14 protein-coding genes are annotated in these 15,513 nt (G+C 73.7%); 9 read left to right on the top strand and 5 right to left on the bottom strand.

Annotated features, from left to right (window positions below):
- Positions 1-6 precede the first annotated feature (6 nt).
- The 6 genes from AB0I60_RS17185 to AB0I60_RS17160 all read left to right on the top strand — a co-directional run bounded on the left by AB0I60_RS17185 (position 7) and on the right by AB0I60_RS17160 (position 5,300).
- Entirely contained in the window at positions 7-366 is a 360-nt protein-coding gene (locus AB0I60_RS17185; protein WP_360730865.1) for a DUF3499 domain-containing protein, read from the top strand.
- Positions 367-444: 78 nt separating this feature from the next.
- A complete protein-coding gene (locus AB0I60_RS17180; RefSeq protein ID WP_360730862.1) occupies positions 445-1,797 on the top strand; it encodes a phosphomannomutase/phosphoglucomutase in 1,353 nt (450 codons plus the stop codon).
- Between the two features lie 5 nt (positions 1,798-1,802).
- A complete protein-coding gene (locus AB0I60_RS17175; protein ID WP_360731337.1) occupies positions 1,803-2,000 on the top strand; it encodes a Trm112 family protein in 198 nt (65 codons plus the stop codon).
- 6 nt (positions 2,001-2,006) lie between these two features.
- Positions 2,007-3,083 carry a hypothetical protein gene (locus AB0I60_RS17170; protein ID WP_360730859.1) on the top strand — a complete coding sequence of 359 codons (1,077 nt, stop codon included), beginning with the start codon at positions 2,007-2,009 and terminating at the stop codon, positions 3,081-3,083.
- A 12-nt stretch (positions 3,084-3,095) separates the two neighbouring features.
- Complete coding sequence (manA, locus tag AB0I60_RS17165; RefSeq protein WP_360730857.1) at positions 3,096-4,307, top strand: mannose-6-phosphate isomerase, class I; 1,212 nt, start codon at positions 3,096-3,098, stop codon at positions 4,305-4,307.
- Between the two features lie 72 nt (positions 4,308-4,379).
- Positions 4,380-5,300, top strand: a complete 921-nt coding sequence (locus AB0I60_RS17160; RefSeq protein WP_360730854.1) for a cation diffusion facilitator family transporter — start codon at positions 4,380-4,382, stop codon at positions 5,298-5,300.
- Between the two features lie 63 nt (positions 5,301-5,363).
- On the opposite strand, the gene AB0I60_RS17155 is transcribed toward AB0I60_RS17160, so the two are convergent.
- Entirely contained in the window at positions 5,364-6,887 is a 1,524-nt protein-coding gene (locus tag AB0I60_RS17155; RefSeq protein WP_360730851.1) for an amino acid permease, read from the bottom strand.
- 210 nt (positions 6,888-7,097) lie between these two features.
- Between AB0I60_RS17155 and AB0I60_RS17150 the strand changes: the two genes are divergently transcribed.
- Positions 7,098-8,405: a glutamate mutase L gene (locus AB0I60_RS17150; RefSeq protein ID WP_360730848.1), complete on the top strand. Its 1,308-nt coding sequence runs from the start codon at positions 7,098-7,100 to the stop codon at positions 8,403-8,405.
- On the opposite strand, the gene AB0I60_RS17145 is transcribed toward AB0I60_RS17150, so the two are convergent.
- The gene (locus AB0I60_RS17145) at positions 8,321-9,412 is read right to left on the bottom strand and encodes a Crp/Fnr family transcriptional regulator (RefSeq protein ID WP_360730846.1); all 1,092 of its coding nucleotides are present in this window, start codon (positions 9,410-9,412) and stop codon (positions 8,321-8,323) included. The genes AB0I60_RS17150 and AB0I60_RS17145 overlap by 85 nt on opposite strands.
- Positions 9,405-10,088, bottom strand: coding sequence for a hypothetical protein (locus AB0I60_RS17140; protein WP_360730843.1), 684 nt, complete (start codon positions 10,086-10,088; stop codon positions 9,405-9,407). Before AB0I60_RS17140 ends, AB0I60_RS17145 begins: the two co-directional genes overlap by 8 nt.
- 176 nt (positions 10,089-10,264) lie before the next feature.
- Here AB0I60_RS17140 and AB0I60_RS17135 point away from each other — a divergent pair, with 176 nt between their 5' ends.
- On the top strand, positions 10,265-10,462 hold the full coding sequence (locus AB0I60_RS17135) for a hypothetical protein (protein ID WP_360730840.1): 198 nt from the start codon (positions 10,265-10,267) through the stop codon (positions 10,460-10,462).
- Here the strand turns inward: AB0I60_RS17135 and AB0I60_RS17130 are convergent.
- Positions 10,459-12,846, bottom strand: coding sequence for a hypothetical protein (locus AB0I60_RS17130; protein ID WP_360730837.1), 2,388 nt, complete (start codon positions 12,844-12,846; stop codon positions 10,459-10,461). The two genes, AB0I60_RS17135 and AB0I60_RS17130, sit on opposite strands and share 4 nt — an antisense overlap.
- Positions 12,847-12,974: 128 nt before the next feature.
- On the opposite strand from AB0I60_RS17130, the gene ahcY reads away from it, so the two are divergent.
- Positions 12,975-14,438, top strand: coding sequence for an adenosylhomocysteinase (gene ahcY, locus AB0I60_RS17125; RefSeq protein ID WP_360730835.1), 1,464 nt, complete (start codon positions 12,975-12,977; stop codon positions 14,436-14,438).
- 60 nt (positions 14,439-14,498) lie between these two features.
- Here the strand turns inward: ahcY and AB0I60_RS17120 are convergent, their stop codons facing one another.
- Positions 14,499-15,467, bottom strand: coding sequence for a hypothetical protein (locus AB0I60_RS17120; protein WP_360730832.1), 969 nt, complete (start codon positions 15,465-15,467; stop codon positions 14,499-14,501).
- Between the last annotated feature and the right edge of the window lie 46 nt (positions 15,468-15,513).

The following is a 15,513-nucleotide window of genomic DNA, read 5'->3' as shown; positions in this document are numbered from 1 at the left end:
CCCGCCGTGCGGAGCGTGAGACGGTGCTCGCGAACCGGGTGCGCTAACCCGGCAGTCGCCACGCTCACGTACGCCTATGCGGACTCCACGGCGGTCGTCGGGCCCCTGGCCACCTACTCCGAACCGCACAGCTACGACCTGTGCGAGGAGCACGCCCTGCGGCTCACCGCGCCGCGCGGCTGGGAGGTCGTCCGCCACCAGGGCGAGTTCCGGGCCCCCGAACCCACCGTGGACGACCTGACGGCGCTCGCCGAGGCGGTCCGGGAGGCCGGGCGGGCCGATCGGCCGGTGGACCCGCCGGAGGTGCCGGCGGGCACGGTCAGGCGTGGTCACCTGCGGGTTCTGCCCGATCCGAACGAGGACTGAACGTACCGGGCACGGCTCGTGCGCGCGCGCCGGTAGGCTTTCGACGCCCACGTCAAGAGCCAAACCGGGAGTGTGGCTGTGCGCGATCTGTCCGGCATCGTCAAGGCTTACGACATCCGCGGTGTCGTCGGGGAACAGCTTGACGCGGAGGTCGTCCGCGAGTTCGGCGCGGCGTTCGCGCGGCTGGTCGGCGGCCCCGCCGTGGTCATCGGCCACGACATGCGCGAGTCCTCGCCCGGCCTCGCCGCCGCGTTCGCCGAGGGCGTCACGCGCCAGGGCGTCGACGTGGTGTCCATCGGCCTGGCCAGCACGGACATGCTCTACTTCGCCTCCGGCAAGCTCGACCTGCCGGGCGCGATGTTCACCGCCTCGCACAACCCGGCGAAGTACAACGGCATCAAGCTCTGCCGCGCCGGCGCCGCCCCGGTCGGGCAGGACAGCGGGCTCGCGCAGATCCGCGCCGACGTGGAGCAGGGCGTGCCGGACGCCGAGGGCGTCGCGGCGGGCTCGGTGTCCGAGCGCGACATGCTCACCGAGTACGCCGCCTACCTGCGGGAACTGGTCGACCTGTCGGGGTCGCGGCCGTTGCGGGTCGTGGTGGACGCCGGCAACGGCATGGGCGGGCACACGGTGCCGCAGGTGTTCGAGGGGCTGCCGGTCGAGGTGGTCCCGATGTACTTCGAGCTGGACGGCAGCTTCCCGAACCACGAGGCCAACCCGCTGGACCCGAAGAACATCGTCGACCTCCAGGCGCGGGTGCGCGAGGAGGGCGCGGACGCGGGTGTCGCCTTCGACGGCGACGCGGACCGCTGCTTCGTGGTGGACGAGCGCGGCGAGCCGGTCTCGCCCAGCGCCATCACCGCGCTGGTGGCCGTGCGCGAGCTGGCCAAGGACCCCGGCGGCACGATCATCCACAACCTGATCACCTCGCACGGCGTGCCGGAGATCGTCCGCGAGCACGGCGGCAACCCGGTGCGCACGCGGGTCGGCCACTCGTTCATCAAGGAGGAGATGGCCCGGACCGGCGCCATCTTCGGCGGCGAGCACTCGGCGCACTACTACTTCCGCGACTTCTGGCGGGCCGACACGGGGATGCTGGCCGCGCTGCACGTGCTGGCCGCGCTGGGCGAGCAGGACGGCCCGCTGTCCGGCCTGACCTCGGCCTACGAGCGCTACGCCGCGTCCGGCGAGATCAACTCGACGGTGGACGACCAGGCCGGCCGGCTGGCCGCCATCAAGGCGGAGTTCGGCGGCCGGGACGGTGTCACGCTGGACGAGCTGGACGGTCTCACCGTCGGGCTGCCCGACGGCTCGTGGTTCAACCTGCGGGCCTCCAACACCGAGCCGCTGCTGCGGCTGAACGTCGAAGCCGCCGACGCGGCCTCGGTCGCGGCGCTGCGCGACGAGGTCCTGGCGATCGTGAGGGGATGAGCACCGTGGTCGTCCGACTCGACGCCAAGCTGCTGGAGATCCTGGCCTGCCCGTGCCCCGAGCACGCGCCGCTGCGGCCGGGCACCGCCGAGGACCCGCAGGCCGACTTCCTGACCTGCACCGCGTGCGGGCGGTCGTTCCCGGTCCGGGAGGGCATCCCGGTGCTCCTGCTGGACGAGGCTGTCGCGCCGACGGCGGGGTGATCTCCGGTGCTCGACGACAGCCTCCTGGACGACCAGTCCCGCCTCCTGGACGCCGACACCGGCGGCCTGCTGCCGGCTGCCGCCCGTGCCGGGGCGCAGGTCCGGGCCACCGCCGAGGCGGCCGAGGAACTCGGTGTGCGGCGGGTGCTCCAGGACCGGCCCCGGGCGCTGGTGCTGGTCACCCGGCCCGGGGTGGGGCACTCGGTGGCGAAGCTGGTGACCGCGCTGCTCGGGCCCCGGTGCCCGGTGCCGGTGGTGGCCGCCGACGACGTGCCGGCCTGGGTCGGCGCGCTGGACGTGGTGCTCGCGCACACCGAGGACCCCGGTGACGTGGTGCTCGCCGAAGCGGTGGACCGGGCGGCCCGGCGCGGTGCGCGGGTGCTGCTGACCGCCGAGCCGGAGGGCCCGGTGGCGGCGGCCTCGGCGCGGCACGCGCTGCTCATCCCGCCGCGCGTGCCGGTGCCCAGGGGTTTCGGCTTCGCGCGCGGGTTCGCCGCGTGGGCGCTGGCGCTCGACGCGCTGGGCCTGCTCGACGTCGACGTCCAGGCGGTGGCCGACGAGCTGGACCGGGAGGCCGAGCGCGACCACCCGATGCACGAGTCGTTCGTGAACCCGGCGAAGTCGCTGGCCCTGCGGGTCGCCGACCGGACCCCGCTGCTGTGGGGGCTGGACGACCCGGCGACGGCGGTCGCCGCGCACGGCGCGGGCGTGCTGGCCTGCTACGCGGGCCTGGTGAGCGACGTCGCCGGCTACCCGCAGGCGTCGACCAAGTCGGTGCTGCACCGCCGGGCCGTGCAGGGGACGTCCGGCGCGGACCTCTTCGCCGACCCGGACGACGAGCGGGACGGGCTGGTGCGGGTGCTGCTGCTGGCCGTGCGGCAGGGCCGGCAGGCCGAGTACGCGCGGCGGGCCGCGATGGAGACCTTGCCGGGAGCCGACGTGCTCGAACCGGCCGAGGAAGTGACCGGCGGCGACGCGGTGTGTGCCGCGCTGCTCGCGCTGCGGTTCGAACTGGCGGCGCTGTACCTCGGCCTGGCGGCGGGAACGCTGGGCGGGCCGGGGCTGTACGCGCCCGCCGTGTGAGGGGAACTGGCTGTGGAACTGCTGCACAACGCGGTGCGGGCGTACGCGTGGGGATCGCGCACGGCCATCGCCGAGCTGCTCGGGAGGGAGGTGCCGGCACCCCACCCCGAGGCGGAGCTGTGGATGGGCGCCCACCCGGGCGACCCGTCCCGCGTGCTGCGCCCGGACGGCGAGCGCTCGCTGCTGGAGCTGCTCGCCGAGGACCCGGCCGGCCAGCTCGGCGCCCGGTGCGCGGACCGCTGGGGCAGCAGGCTGCCGTTCCTGCTCAAGGTGCTGGCGGCCGACGAGCCGCTGAGCCTGCAAGCCCACCCGTCGGCCGAGCAGGCGGCGCGCGGGTTCGCCGCCGAGGACGCGGCGGGACTGCCGCTGGACTCGTCGGTGCGCAACTACAAGGACCCGTCGGCGAAGCCGGAGCTGGTCTGCGCGCTGACCGAGTTCCACGCCCTGGCGGGCTTCCGCGCGCCGGAGCGGACCGTGGCGCTGCTGCGGTCGCTGGAAGCACCGGACTTCACCCCCTACACCGAGCTGCTGGCCGCCCAGCCGGACGAGAACGGGCTGCGCGCCCTGTTCACCACCCTGATCACGCTGCCGCAGACCGCGCTGGACGCCCTGCTGCCGCAGGTGCTGGACGCGTGCGTGCTGCACGTGAAGGACCGGGGCGAGTTCGACCTGGAGTGCCGCACGGTCCTGGAACTCGGCGAGGCGTACCCCGGTGACGCGGGCGTGCTGGCCGCGCTGCTGCTCAACCGGCTGGTGCTCCAGCCCGGCGAGGCGATCCACCTGCCCGCCGGCAACCTGCACGCCTACCTGCACGGCACCGGCGTGGAGATCCTGGCGAACTCGGACAACGTGCTGCGCTGCGGCCTCACGCCCAAGCACGTGGACGTGCCGGAGCTGATGCGGGTGCTGGACTTCGCGTGCGGCGACATGCCGGTGCAGACCGGCGAGGAGACCGCGCCGGGCCTGTGGACCTACCGGACGCCCAGCCCCGAGTTCGAGCTTTCCCGGCTGGAGGTGGCCCCGGGCGCGCGGCTGCGGGTGGACCACGACGGGCCGCAGATCCTGCTGGTCACCGACGGCCGGGCGCGGCTGTCGAACTCGTCGGGCGCGTCCCTGCCGGTCGAGCGCGGGCAGTCGGTGTGGCTGCCGGCGTCCGACCCGGCGGTCCTGGTCACGGCCGACGAGCCGACGCGCCTTTTCCGGGCGACCTCCGGCACCGTCTAGGGTCTGCGCACTAGGGTCACCCGACGGATCGGGTCACTTTCGACAATTCGGACTTTGGGTGAGGGAGCAGCCGTGTCAGCAGGGGGCGGTACCAAGGCCATCATCGCCGCGCTGGTGGCCAACGCCGGGATCGCGGTGGCGAAGTTCGTCGGGTTCCTGGTGACGGGCTCGTCGTCGATGCTCGCCGAGGCGGTGCACTCGGTGGCGGACACGTCCAACCAGGGCCTGCTGCTGCTCGGCCAGAAGACGTCCCGGCGCCAGGCGACCGCGAACCACCCGTTCGGCTTCGGCCGGGACCGGTACTTCTACTCGTTCGTGGTGGCCCTGCTGCTGTTCAGCATGGGCTCGGTGTTCGCGCTCTACGAGGGCATCCACAAGCTGGAGTCGGCTGAGGAGCTGTCGTCGCCGATCGTCGCGGTGATCATCCTGGTGGTGGCGATCGGCCTGGAGACCTACAGCTTCAAGACCGCGATCTCCGAGTCGAAGCTGATCAAGGGGAACGCGACCTGGTGGCAGTTCATCCGCCAGTCCAAGGTGCCGGAGCTGCCCGTCGTGCTGCTGGAGGACGCGGGCGCGCTGTTCGGCCTGGTGCTCGCGCTGCTCGGCGTCGGGCTGTCGACGGTGACCGGCGACCCGGTGTGGGACGCCATCGGCACCATCTGCATCGGCGTGCTGCTGGGCGTCATCGCGATCATCCTGATCATCGAGATGAAGTCGCTGCTGATCGGCGAGGGCGCCGCGCCGGCGGAGCTGGGCACGATCGTCGACGAGCTGGCGGTGGGCGAGGTGCAGCGGGTGATCCACATCCGCACCCAGTACATCGGGCCGGACGAGCTGCTGGTCGCGGCCAAGATCGCGCTCAGCCCGGGGCTGCCGGCGGCCGACGTGGCGCGGGCGATCGACGAGGCGGAGCAGCGGGTGCGCACCAAGGTCCCGGCCGCCCGGCTGATCTACCTGGAGCCCGACCTGGACCGGTCGCTCACCACGCCGTAGCGGCGCTCCGAACGGCGGAGGGGCCGGGTTCAGCCGAACCCGGCCCCTCCGCCGTTCACGCGGTCACGGCACCTCGTCGGACTTCACGACGGGTTCGGCGGTCGCGCCCTTCCCCTTGCCCAGCAGCGAGTTGCGCCGGCTGTAGGCGAAGTAGACGACCACGCCCAGCGCCATCCACGCCAGGAACCGGACCCAGGTCAGCGCGGTCAGGTTCAGCATCAGCCAGGTGCAGGCGATGATCGCCAGCACCGGCACCAGCGGCACCAGCGGCACCCGGAAGCCGCGCGGCAGGTCCGGCCGGGACTTGCGCAGCACCAGCACGCCCGCCGACACCAGCACGAACGCGAACAGCGTGCCGACGTTGACCATCTCCTCCAGCTTGCCCGCCGGGAAGAAGCCGGCCGCGACGGCGACCAGCACGCCGATGCCGAGGGTGATCCGGACCGGCGTGCCGCGCTTGCCGGTCTTCGCCAGGCCGCGCGGCAGCAGGCCGTCGCGGGACATGGCGAACAGCACCCGCGACTGGCCCAGCATCAGCACCATCACGACCGTGGTCAGGCCGGCCAGAGCGCCCACCGAGATGACCGTGGCCGCCCACTCGACGCCGTTCTCGGAGAACGCCGTGGCGAGCGTGGCGCGGCTGCCGTCCGGCTGCGTCTTGAGCCGGTCGTAGGGCAGCATCCCGGTGATCACCAGCGACACCGCGACGTAGAGCACGGTCACGATCGCCAGCGAGCCCAGGATGCCCCTCGGCACGGCCTTCTGCGGGTTGCGGGTCTCCTCGGCGGTGGTGGCGACGACGTCGAAGCCGATGAACGCGAAGAACACCAGCGACGCGGCGGCGAGCAGGCCGAGGACGCCGTACGTGCTGCCGGAGAACCCGGTGACGAGCGAGAACAGCGACTGCTCCAGCCCGCTGCCCGCGCTGCCGCCGGTCTCGGCGGGCGGGATGTACGGGCTGTAGTTCGACGCCTTGACGTACCCGATGCCCAGCACGATCACCAGCAGCACCACGGCCACCTTCACGGCCGTGATCACCGCGCTGACCCGCGACGACAGCTTGGTGCCGACCGCCAGCAGCACGGTCAGGACGGCCACCAGCAGCAGCGAGCCCCAGTCGACCTCCAGGCCGCCGACCAGGGCCGTGGTCTTCAGGTCGAGCCCCAGTTGCCCCAGCACGGTCTGGAGGTAGAGCGACCAGCCCTTCGCCACGGCCGCCGCGCCGACGGCGAACTCCAGGACCAGGTCCCAGCCGATGATCCACGCCATGAACTCGCCGAACGTGGCGTAGGAGAAGGTGTAGGCGCTGCCCGCCACCGGCACGGTGGAGGCGAACTCGGCGTAGCACAGCGCGGCCAGCGCGCACGCGATCGCGGCCAGCACGAACGCGAGGGACACCGACGGCCCGGCGAGGTTGCCGGCGGTGGAGGCGGTCAGCGTGAAGATCCCCGCCCCGATCACCACCGCGACGCCGAAGACCGTCAGGTCCCACGCGGTCAGGTCCTTGCGCAGCTTGGTGTCCGGCTCGTCGGTGTCGGCGATCGACTGCTCGATCGACTTCGTGCGCCAAAGCCCGTTCCCCGGCACGGTGCTTCTCCTCCTCGTCGAGGGCTGTACGGCTGTTCAGCCTAGAGGTCCGGTGGGTGATCGGTCGGCGAACCCGTGCGGGCTGCCATTTTCCAACCGCCCGCCGCCCCCGGAACCGGCGGGACAGCGCGTCCGTCGGCGTCCAGTGCAGCACCGACCGGCGCGCGCGGACCGCCGTTGCGCGCACGGGCTCGGGTAGTTTGGCCGGTCATGACGGTGCTGTGCCTGGACGTGGGCTCGACCTGGACGAAGGGCGCGCTGGTGTCCGCCGGGGGCGACCTGCTGGGCACGGCGCAGCGGCCGACGTCGCCGCCCGAGGTGCTCGACGGCGTGGCGGCGGTGTGCGCCGACCTGGGCCGGTCGGCACCGGGTCGTGCCGGTCCTCGCGGCGCCGGTCCGCCCGGGGCGGGCGAGGTGCTGGCGTGCTCGTCGGCCGGGGGCGGGCTGCGGCTCGCGGTGGTGGGACAGGAGCGCCTGGTGAGCGCGGAGGCCGGCTACCGGGTGGCGCTGTCGGCGGGTGCCCGGGTGGTGCACGTGTCGGCGGGCCGGTTGGACGGCGCGGGCGTGCGCGCGCTGCGCGCGGCGGAGCCGGACCTGGTGCTGCTGGTCGGCGGCACGGACGGCGGCGACCGCGAGGTGCTGCTGCACAACGCCGCCCGGCTGGCGCGCGTGGCGTGCCCGATCGTGCTGGCGGGCAACGCCGACGCCCGTGCCGAGGCGCGGGCGCTGCTGGCCGCGCGCACGGTCGTGGCGACGGACAACGTGCTGCCCGACGTCGGCGAGCTGGCACCCGGCCCGGCCCGGCGGGCGATCCGCGAGGTGTTCCTGCGGCACGTGATCGGGGGCAAGGGGCTGTCCCGGGGCACCGCGTTCCGCGCGCTGGTCGTGGCGGTCACGCCGGACGCCGTGCTGGGCGGGGTGTCCCGGCTGGCCGCGCAGGACCGCGAGGGAGCGGTGCTCGTGGTCGACGTCGGCGGCGCGACGACGGACGTCTACTCCGCCGTGTCCACTGTGGACGACGACGTGGAGCGCACGGTCGCCCTGCCGCCCGACCGCCGCACGGTGGAGGGTGACCTCGGGATGCGCTGGTCGGCACCGGGCGTCGTCGCCGAGGCGGTCGCGGAGAAGCTGGTGGACAAGGAGGAGGCCGCCGCGCTGCACCGGGAGGCCGCCCGCCGCGCGGCCGACGTGGGGTGGCTGCCGGACGACCCGGCCGTGGACCTGCGCTTGGCGGCCCTGGCCGCGATCCTCGCCACCCGCCGCCACCTGCGCCTGGTGGACGGCCGCCTCGGACCGCAGGGCGCGGGCCTGCTCGTGCTGTCCGGCGGCGTCTTCCGCCACGCGCCGGACGTGGCCGGGGTGGAGCGGGCGCTGCGCGCCGACCCCGTCCTGCGCCCGGTGCTCAAGTCGGCCGCCGTCACCGTGGACCGCGACTACGTCCTGGCCCCCGCAGGGCTGCTCGCCGCCACCGGCCGCACCACCGCCGCCGACCGCCTGCTGGCCGCGAAGTTGGGCTGATCGGGCAGGCCCGCGAAGGTCCGCAGGCCCTCCAGGTCGGGCACCAGCACGTCGCGCCGCAGGTGGCTCACGACGACCCCCGCTTTCCGCAGGTCGCTGAACGCTTTCTCCGCCGTCCGGGGCTTCATGCCGGCCAGTGAGGCGAGCTCGACCTTGGTCAGCGGAACTCCCAGCGTCCAGCCCGCGGCCTCTTCCCGGCCGAAGGTCTGCACCAACTCGACGAGCACCCGCGCCACCCGTTGCGCGGCGGGGTGGGACAGGAAATCGCGGCGGCGCTGGTTGGCCCAGCGCAGCCGGTCGTTGATCACCACCAGCAGTTCCACGAACACGTCGTTGCGCCGGTGCAGGAAGCTCATCAGCTCACCGCTGGTGATCAGCTTCGCCACCACGTCGCCGCACGTCACGACGGTCGCCGAGCGCGGTTTCTGGTCCAGGGCGGCCATCTCGCCGACCAGGTCGCCCGCGACCCGGATGGCGAGCAGGGCGGTGTCGCCCGTCTCGTCGGTGGTCTGCACCTTCACCACGCCGTCGAGCAGCAGAAGGGCGTGGGTGTCCTCCGCGTCCTGCTCGATGACCTCGCGGTCGGCCGCGTACCGCACGACCGTGCCGATGCTCAGCAGCTCTTGTCGCGTGTTGTCGCGGAGGCGACCCAGCAGGCTGTGGCCGGGCCACCCCGGGTCCTGCGCCACCGGGGCCGGCTGCGGCAGCACCGCCGTTGCGGGCACGAGGTCGGCGGAGCCTCCTGCGACCCTTCTCGCCAACCGGTCACGGAGCCGGTCGGCCGGCGCGGTCGACGCGCTGAGGTGCCGGCTGACGGGTGCCGGCCGTGGCGAACCGCCCTCGGGGACCGCCCGGGGGAAGGTGTCGACCCGGCTCAGGATCTCGTCGACCACGGACCCGGGGGTGCGCTCGCGGAGATCTCGTGCGTCCGGCGTGCCGAACGAAGACCCGTCGATCAGCCGGGCGATCTTCGACCCGTCGTCCGGCGCTCCGGTTTCCTCAGGCATTGCCACCTCCGCTCCGGGTCGACCCGCCGGTGTTCCTCCGGAGTCGTTCCAACGCGCCTTTTATCGTGCCGTGGCTGGTGCCCAACGTCTCCGCGATCTCTCCGACCGTGTAGCCGGCCTCGCGGAGGATGACGGCCCGTCTGGTCCGCTCGTCACCGATCCCGGCAAGACCGCGACGGATCTCCAGCCGGGCGATCGCCACGTCGCCCGGGTCCGGTGACCGGGACGTGACCTCGGTCAAGTCGTCCACGAGGACCGAGCGCGCGAACTCCTCGCCGCGCTGGTCGAACTGCCGGCGCCACTTGCGGTAGACGTTGGGGAACGCCAGAACGCAGCCGGTGACGAAGTAGGACTTGAGGCTCGCACCGCCGTCCGGTCGCCAACCGCCGTCGAGGAGCGCTTTCCGCCGGAAGTCCGAGATCGCTTTGACGACCGTGTCGGTGGCCATGCTGACCAGGTCGTCGTACTCCCAGGCGGTCGGGGGCTCGCGCAGCGCGTACCCCCTCTCCGCGCACATGCCGAAGATCGCCTCCGACCTCAGCCAGGCCATCACCACCGCGTACCCGTACTCGGCGAGGGTCTCGGCGAACCGCCGCCACCGCGCGCCGTCGCAGTTCTCCTCCACCAGCAGGTCACGCAGCTCGACTTCGCTCGCGGGGTCGTCCGTGCCAGTCAATCCGGTGCTCCTCGCCCAGCCACCCGGTCCTGAACCGTTCTACGTCGGCGGCTCCGGGCAGCGGCACGCGAAGGTGCGGATCTACGCGGATTGCGGTGAGGGCGTGCCGTTGGCGAGGGCGGCCGACGTACGAACCGGTGTCAGGGCAAGAGCGGAACGAACCCCCGGAGCGGCAAGTGACCCAGCCCCCTCGTCCCCCGTTGCTGAGCACCCGCACCGCACTCGTCCTGCTCCTGGGGCTGGTGTGCGGTGCGGGTGCCGGCGTGCTGACCCACCTCGCCGGGAACAACGCGGCGACGGCGCTGCTCGCCGGCTTGGCCGCAGCCGGGGCGGCCGTCGCGTTCTTCCACTCGCACGTCGACCACGGGAGTTAGCGCGCCTCGGGTTCCGGTGACCGCAGCGGCACCTGGCGGGCCACCGGCAGGACCGGTGCGGGCGGTGGGGTGGCCACCGCTTCCAGTCCTGCGGCGATGGCGACGGCGCGGTCCCACTCCGGGTCGGACGTGTAGTCCTTGTGCCGGTTCACGCCGGCCGCCCAGCGCCGTCCCGGGAACGGGCCGCGCTGGGGGTCCGGCAGCCAGTGGTCGCCGCCGAGCACGAGCGCGCCGGTCGGGCCGCGCAACGCCGGCGGGAGCGCGCCCGTCGTGCCGTCGGGCAGGAACCCGACGCCGAGGAGCATCCCGTCGAACACCTGCCGCCCCCACGTCATGACCGCGCCGCCCAGCGGGTCCGTGCCCCGGCACAGCGCGCGCCACCGCCCGGCCAGGCCGCCCGCCAGCCGCGCCAGCGACTCGTGCGGCACCACCGCCGGGAACGCCCTCGGGTACGCCCACTGCAACTGCGAGCCCGCCGTCACCAGGCCGACCCGGGCCGCGTCGTGCGCGGGCAGCTCCTCCAGCAGCCGCGCCACCGCGACGGCCGCCAGCAGGCTGCCCTGGGAGTGCCCGGCGACGACCACCCGCGCGCCGGGGTCGGCCAGGTGCTCCCGCACCCGCGAGACCAGTTCCGGCACCACCTTCAGCGCGTAGCAGGGCGGTACGACGGGGTGCGCCTCGCGCGGCCAGAACGCCGCCAGGTCGGCCAGGATGCCGAGCTGCCGCGCGGTGTCCGGCCGTCGCGCCGCCAGCCACACCGCCCGCAGCAGCGCCAGCGCCAGCACCGCCAGCACGACGACGCCGACGGCGGTGAACGGCCGGGACCAGCCCGGCAGGTCGACCTCGCGCAGCCGCAGCACCGCCGCCGGCACCGAGCCCGCGACCAGCACGCAGGCGCCGATCAGCACCACGTGGTGGCTGTGCCGCTGCTCCCAGCGCGCCCACCACCACGCGCGCGCCGCCCGCTTCACGTCCCGCGTGCGGCCGGTGTGCAGCAGGGACGCCTCGCGCGCCCACTCCTTGCCGCGCCGCAGCGAACTCCACCGCACCGCGCCGGTCGTGGCCACGACCACGATCCCGGTCACGAGCGCCAGCACCCCGGCCAGGCCCCACAGCAGCGCGATGTAGTCGTACCCGCGCGGCAGCACGCCGTGCCCCAGCGCGCGCCGCAGGGTCAACGCCACGCCGGCCCCGAACCCGCCGCCGATCAGCGCGGCGATCGCCAGCACGGGCGCGGCCATCCAGCCGCCCGCCCACGGCCGCAGGTCGCGGGGCAGCTCCTTCCACGTCCGCCGGGCCAGCAGCGCGGCCGGCACCAGCAGCAGGCCCAGCAGCGCGCACACCAGCGCCACGGCGGCGGCCACCAGCTGCACGGCCAGGTCCGCGCCGGGCAGCCGCACCGGCAGCCGGGTCAGCAGCGCCGCCGAGCCGAGCAGCACCGCCCACGCCACGGCCAGCAGCACCCGCCGGGGCCGGCGGGACAGCACCGCGCGCAGCCACCGGCCGCCCCGGTGCGGCTGCCCGCCGGTCGGGTCGTCCAGCAGCATCGCGGCGAGCGCGGAGAACCCGACCAGCGCGACGCCCGCCACCCACGCCGTGGTCAGCGCGACGCCGTGCCAGCCGGGCGCGACCAGCGGGCCGGGCGGCCCGCCCAGCCCGATCACCACCGCCGCGCCCAGCCCGGCGACCAGGTGCAGCACCCGCAGCGCGGGCACGTCCGGGTCGGTCGCCACGTGCGCGCCGGGCAGCCCGGACGTCCCGACCGCCGAGGCGGGCACGTCCTTGCGCTCGATCCGCCAGTCGACTGCGGAAACCCGGTGCAGCACCACGAGCAGCAGCGCGACGGGTGCGAACCCGACGACCGCGCGCGCCCACGGCACGTCCGACACCCAGGACGGGCCCCCGAGGCACGGCGACCCGGGCGCGAGGCACTGCGCCGCCACCAGGTCCAGGCTGATCACCGCGAGCTGCGCGACCAGCAGCACGGTCAGCAGCAGCGCCGCCAGCCGGAGCAGCGACCGCAGCCCGACGCCCAGCAGGTGCGCGGCGGTCGAGCCGGTCGGCACCGGCGGCAGCATCCAGTGCGCCACGTTCGCCAGCGAGAACGGGAACAGCAGCGCCCACGTCGCCTTGGCCCAGCCGCCCGAGGTCATGCCGCCCCACACGTAGCCCTCGACCACGCGCGTCACCGGCCGGCCGGCGGCCTGGAGCACCGGTCCCGGCGCGGGTCTCCGAAGCCGGTCGGCGGGCCGCACGATGCGCCCGAGGCCGTCCCCGGCCACGTCCACCGCCGCCACCGCGTCCACCAGGGACTGCGGGGTCGTGCCCTGGACGCCGTGCACCCGCAGCTCGACCACCCGTGTGTCGGGGCCGGGAATCAGCACAGAACCTCCAGCGAACATGACGTCGGCCAAGCCATAGTGGTCCATGAGGACCCCAGTCGCAGTCGACCCCGGCTCCCGGCGTGGCGAGCTGTAGGGTCGGGCGAACCCCGAACATGGAGGAATCCGCGATGACCGCCGAGAGGCTCCAGACCCGCAACGGCGTCGATTTCGCCGTCGCCGACCTCTCCCTGGCTGAGTTCGGCCGCAAGGAGATCCGCCTGGCCGAGCACGAGATGCCCGGCCTGATGGCGCTGCGGCGCGAGTACTCGGAGGTCTACCCGCTCAAGGGCGCGCGCGTCTCCGGGTCGCTGCACATGACGGTGCAGACGGCGGTCCTGATCGAGACGCTGGTTTCGCTGGGCGCCGAGGTCCGCTGGGCCTCGTGCAACATCTTCTCGACGCAGGACCACGCCGCGGCGGCGGTCGTCGTCGGCCCGCACGGCACCGTGGAGGAGCCGAAGGGCGTGCCGGTGTTCGCCTGGAAGGGCGAGACGCTGGAGGAGTACTGGTGGACCGCCGAGTCGATGCTGACCTGGCCGGACGGCGGCGGTCCGAACATGATCCTCGACGACGGCGGTGACGCGACGCTGCTGGTGCACAAGGGCGCCGAGTACGAGAAGGCCGGCGTCGTGCCACCCGCCGACGAGAACGACTCCGAGGAGTGGCAGCTCGTCCTGGAGACGCTGCGCCGGTCGCTGGCCGCCGACAACGGCAAGTGGACCAAGATCGCCGAGGGCATCCGGGGCGTCACCGAGGAGACCACGACCGGCGTCATGCGGCTCTACCAGCTCGCGGCGGCCGGCAACCTGCTGTTCCCGGCGATCAACGTCAACGACGCGGTCACCAAGTCGAAGTTCGACAACCGGTACGGCATCCGGCACTCGCTGATCGACGGCATCAACCGGGGCACCGACGTGCTGATGGGCGGCAAGGTGGCCGTGATCTGCGGCTACGGCGACGTCGGCAAGGGCGCGGCGGAGTCGCTGCGCGGCCAGGGCGCGCGGATCATCGTCACCGAGATCGACCCGATCTGCGCCCTCCAGGCGGCCATGGACGGCTACGACGTCCAGGTGCTGGAGGACGTGCTGGACCGGGCGGACATCATCATCACGACGACCGGCAACAAGGACGTCGTGCGCATCGAGCACATGGCCGCCATGAAGCACCAGGCGATCTTGGGCAACATCGGCCACTTCGACAACGAGATCGACATGGCCGGCCTCCAGCGCTACCCCGGCATCCGGCGGATCAACATCAAGCCGCAGGTCGACGAGTGGGTGTTCCCGGACGGCAAGTCGATCCTGGTGCTGTCCGAGGGTCGCCTGCTCAACCTGGGCAACGCGACCGGCCACCCGAGCTTCGTGATGTCGAACTCGTTCTCCAACCAGGTGATCGCGCAGATCGAGCTGTTCACCAAGCACGAGGAGTACGACAAGGAGGTGTACCGCCTGCCGAAGAAGCTGGACGAGAAGGTCGCGCGCATCCACCTGGACGCGCTGGGCGGCAAGCTCACCAAGCTCTCCAAGGACCAGGCCGAGTACATCGACGTGGACGTCGAGGGCCCGTACAAGCCGGAGCACTACCGCTACTGAGCCGCGCGGTGGCGCGGAGCGGGCCGGGTCGGGGACGGTCCCGGCCCGCCCCGCGCCCGGTCAGCTCCACTCGACGCCGATGCCCGCCATGCCCGGCCCGACGTCGGTGAAGTAGGCGCTCACCACGCCGCCGAGCCCGCACAGCAGCTCCTCGACGTCGACCGGCGTCGCACCGGGGTCCACCCGGAACTGCTTGGTGCACCGGGCGGGCAGGGCGCGGCGGTGGAACGCCAGTTGCAGCAGGTAGCCCCGGCACGGTTCGCGGAAGGTCCGGTGGTGGCCCGGCGTCGGACCGCCGGTGTCGTCCACCACGGTGTAGCTGAACACGTGCTCCTCGCCCTCGGAGAGCCGCCGGTCGAACAGCAGCTCGAACGCCAGGCCCCGGGACGCGCCCTGCCGCCGCAGCCGCCCCTGCCGGCAGCCCTCCGCCGGTCTTACCAGGGCGTTGTCGATCACCGACCCCTTGTCGCCCTGGTGCACGGCCAGGTACCGGTCGGGCCCGGTCCGCAGCGCCCGCACGACGAGCCGGGTGCTGATCGAGCGCTGTTCGCGCTGCATCCCGATCAGCACCGTGTCGTGCACGGCGAGCACCTCCAGGTCGGCGTTGGCCCGCGCGCTCTCCGGCACGGCCTCGAACTCGGCCAGCAGCGGCGCGGTCCTGACCCAGTTGTCGGCCAGCTCGGTGAAGGCGGGCCGGGGCAGCCGGGGGCGGGGCCGGTGGCCGACCAGGGTGACCAGCGAGTCGGCCGGCAGCCGGAGCACGGTCTCCAGGGCCCGCACGGTGGCGATCGCGCGCGGCACCTCGGGGTGGCGCAGCCCGCGCTGCCAGTAGCTGAGCGTGGACTGCCCGACCTGCACGCCCTGCTGCTCCAGGTGCGCCCGCAGCCGGGCCAGCGACAGGCCCCGGTGGGCGATGGCGTCGTGCAGCGCACGGTGGAAGGGGCCGTAACGCAGCGTTTCGGCCAGTGCTCCGGGCAACCCCGGTGGGTGTCCCGCCGGCTGGTCGACCGGCCCGGATTCCGCGGTCACCGCGGCACCACCCTTTCGCGCGCGCCCGAATTGGGTTCACCGTAGT

This window comes from Actinosynnema sp. NPDC050436, assembly GCF_040655415.1.
Classification (GTDB): domain Bacteria; phylum Actinomycetota; class Actinomycetes; order Mycobacteriales; family Pseudonocardiaceae; genus Actinosynnema.
This window is presented reverse-complemented; position numbering and strand designations above follow the sequence as displayed.

Excerpts from the sequence above, each read along its gene's own strand:
- AB0I60_RS17150 (WP_360730848.1), top strand. The coding sequence starts at position 7,098 with ATGACGGTGCTGTGCCTGGACGTGGGCTCGACCTGGACGAAGGGCGCG.
- ahcY (WP_360730835.1), top strand. The coding sequence starts at position 12,975 with ATGACCGCCGAGAGGCTCCAGACCCGCAACGGCGTCGATTTCGCCGTC.
- AB0I60_RS17145 (WP_360730846.1), bottom strand. The coding sequence starts at position 9,412 with ATGCCTGAGGAAACCGGAGCGCCGGACGACGGGTCGAAGATCGCCCGG.